This is a genomic window from Rhizobacter sp. P2_D12 (genome assembly GCF_056404395.1).
On sequence record NZ_JBFUEB010000233.1, the window covers coordinates 1 to 2,958 of the forward strand.

A 2,958-nucleotide genomic window follows, 5' to 3' on the forward strand; every position below is an offset into this window, starting at 1 on the left:
CTATACTGGTGGCCGATCCAACCACACATGGAGTGCCCGTGARCACCTTGACGACGCTGCTCGGCATCCGCCATCCGATCATCCAGGCGCCGATGGCGGTCTTCGGCACGCCGCAGCTCGCGGCGGCCGTGACCGAGGCAGGCGGCCTCGGGTCGCTCGCGCTGGGTCACGTCACGCCAGCGCAGGCGGAAAGCGCGATCACGGCGCTGCAGGGGTTGACGGGCGGCCCGTTCAACGTCAACTTCTTCACGCACGCGCCGGCGCGGCCTGATGCGGCGCGCGAGGCGCGCTGGCTCGATCACCTGGCGCCGCACTTCGCGCGCACGGGCCAGGCCCCGCCAAGCGTGCTGCGCGAAATCTACCGCAGCTTCCTGGACGACCCCGACATGCTCGAGGTGCTGGTGCGCACGCGCCCGGCCGTGGTCAGCTTTCATTTCGGCGTGCCGACCGCGCAGCAGATCGACACGCTGCACGGCGTCGGCTGCGTGCTGATGGCCACCGCCACCAACCCGGCCGAAGCGCGTGCCATCGAGGCGGCCRGCATCGACATCGTCGTCGCACAAGGCTACGAGGCAGGCGGGCATCGCGGCATCTTCGATCCGGCCGTGCCCGACCCGGCGCTCGGCACGTTCGCGCTGGTGCGCCTGCTGGCCAAGGCCGTGCGGATCCCAGTGGTTGCGGCCGGTGGCATCATGGACGGGCAGGGGATCGCCGCCAGCCTGCGGCTGGGCGCGCGTGGTGTGCAGATGGGGACGGCCTTCCTGGCCTGCCCGGAAGCGCAGACGTCAACGCATTATCGCGCGCTGTTGACGCAACCGGATCTTGGCACGGCCGTCACCGCGACGATTTCCGGGCGGCCGGCGCGCGGCATCATCAATCACTTCGTCAACGAGATCGACACGCCCGGGCATCCGCCGGTGCCCGATTATCCGATCGCCTACGACGCCGCCAAGGCGTTGCATGCCGCCGCCAGCAGCAAGGGGCTCGACGACTATTCGGTCAACTGGGCCGGGCAGGCATATGCACTGGCGCGGCCCATGCCGGCGGCGCAGCTCGTGGCGCTGCTGACCGAAGAAATGCGCACGGCGCACGAAACGTAAGATGGCGCGCAAACCCGACCTGCCGCTGCACCAAGTGCGCCGTTTCCTGGAGCCGGGACCGGTGGTGCTGGTCACGTCCGCCCACGCGGGCGAGCGCGACGTGATGGTGATGGGCTGGCACACGGTCATGGAATTCAGTCCTTCCCTGATTGGCTGCGTGATCTCGTCTGCCAACCACAGCCACGGCCTGATCCGCGCCAGCGGCGAATGCGTGATCAACCTGCCGACCAGCAGCCAGCTCGAGGCGGTGCTGGGCGTGGGCTCGACGTCCGGTGCCGACACCGACAAGTTCGCGGCGTTCGGCCTGACGCCGGAGGCCAGCGAACTGGTGGCGGCGCCATCGATCCGCGAATGCCATGCCCAGTTCGAGTGCCGGCTCCATGACGACAGCCTCGTTGAACGCTATGACTTTTTCATCTGGGAAGTGGTGGCGGCGCGCGCGGCGGCGCGGCCGCGGCATCCGGAGACGCTGCATTACAAGGGCGATGGCACCTTCATGGTGGCGGGCAAGGTGATCCGGCGTCAGCGCGACGGCTTGAAGTAGTCGCGCCGCTTCAGTGCGCCCGCCAGGTGGCCGCCCTGGCGGCCCGGAGGTGCGCGTGGCGTCGTGACCAGCGCGAGATCGGTGGAAATCCGATGCAGCGACAGCAGGTCGAGCAGCGCCGCAACGAGCCGCCGGCCGAGCGCGATGTCGCCTTCTTCGATCAGCGGCAAGGCGCGGTGCAGCGCCGCCAGGACGACGGCGTTGTCGGCCAGGTGATCATGCCGGCGGTGATAGTCGAGCAATTCCATCACTGTTTCTTCGTGCCGGAATCCCGCTTCGACCAGGGCCACGAGCGCGGGAAACTCGCGCACGAAATCGGCATCCGGCGTGCGGGCAGGATCGAGCGCACACGCCAGGCGCACGCACAGGCGGCGCCGGGCATGGCGAATCGCGGCGCCGATGGCGCCCGCCCCGCCGCCCGGATAATGGCGAAAGCCCATGGTGCGATCAGTGCGCGATCAATGCGCGATCAGGAGCGGCACCGGCGCGCTGCCGAGCAGGTCGCGCGTGACGCCGCCCAGGAACCATTCGCGGTAGCGGCTGTGGCCGAAAGCGCCTGCTACCATCAGGCCAGCGTGGACGTCGCGCGCCATGTCGATCAGCGCGTCGCTCTCCCGTGCACGGGTATGCGCGACGACGACGTTGACCTTGACGCCATGACGCGCCAGGTACAGCGCCATATCCGCACCCGGCTCGTCGCCGTGCAGCTCGGACTGGCGTTCGGGGTTGACCAGCCCGAGCGTGACGCTGCCGGCACCGGCGAGCAGGGGCAGGGCGGCGCAGATGGCGCGCTGGGCCGGCATCGAGCCATCCCAGCCAACCAGCACGTTGGCAGCGATTGGCGCGCCGTCGTAGGCGGTGGGCACCACCAGCACGGGACGTGTGCCGCCCAGTGCCAGGGTCTGCGGCAGGCCGTGTTCCGCGCCAAAACGATCGTTGGGGTCTGGCTGGCTGACAACGATCAGGTCGGCATAGCGCGACTGCAGCAGCAGGCCGTCGTGCGTGCTGCCCTCGAACAGGCGCGCTTCGGCGCCGGCGATGCCGAAGCGCTGCGCCTGCTCGATAAATGCGTCAAGCCGGATGCGGACGTTGTCGCGCAGCGCCTCGAACGCGCGATCGGACAGCGGCGCGGCCATGCCGCCATTGAGCACCGCATAGTTGGCCAGCGAGATGCCGGTGGCGCCGGCGCCGACGAGGTGGGCGCCGTGCATCTCGGCCAGCACTGCCGCCGCGCGCAACCGGCTGGCCTGGCCCGCACCGCCGTCGATCTGCAGCAGGATAGTCTTGAACATGGTTGACTCCGTTCGTATGGGG

General features: G+C 69.4%; 4 protein-coding genes. 2 read left to right on the forward strand and 2 right to left on the reverse strand.

What is annotated here, in order from left to right; translation table 11 throughout:
• The first annotated feature begins 8 nt into the window (after positions 1-8).
• Both AC1DYN_RS31950 and AC1DYN_RS31955 read left to right on the forward strand, forming a co-directional pair.
• Complete coding sequence (locus AC1DYN_RS31950) at positions 9-1,100, forward strand: NAD(P)H-dependent flavin oxidoreductase (RefSeq protein ID WP_477966736.1); 1,092 nt, start codon at positions 9-11, stop codon at positions 1,098-1,100.
• Between the two features lies 1 nt (position 1,101).
• The gene (locus AC1DYN_RS31955; protein WP_477966730.1) at positions 1,102-1,644 is read left to right on the forward strand and encodes a flavin reductase family protein; all 543 of its coding nucleotides are present in this window, start codon (positions 1,102-1,104) and stop codon (positions 1,642-1,644) included.
• Here AC1DYN_RS31955 and AC1DYN_RS31960 read toward each other — a convergent pair.
• Positions 1,623-2,084, reverse strand: a complete 462-nt coding sequence (locus AC1DYN_RS31960) for a hypothetical protein (protein ID WP_477966732.1) — start codon at positions 2,082-2,084, stop codon at positions 1,623-1,625. The genes AC1DYN_RS31955 and AC1DYN_RS31960 overlap by 22 nt on opposite strands.
• Before the next feature lie 18 nt (positions 2,085-2,102).
• Positions 2,103-2,958: universal stress protein (locus tag AC1DYN_RS31965; protein ID WP_477966734.1), on the reverse strand; the 856-nt coding region annotated here is incomplete at its 5' end.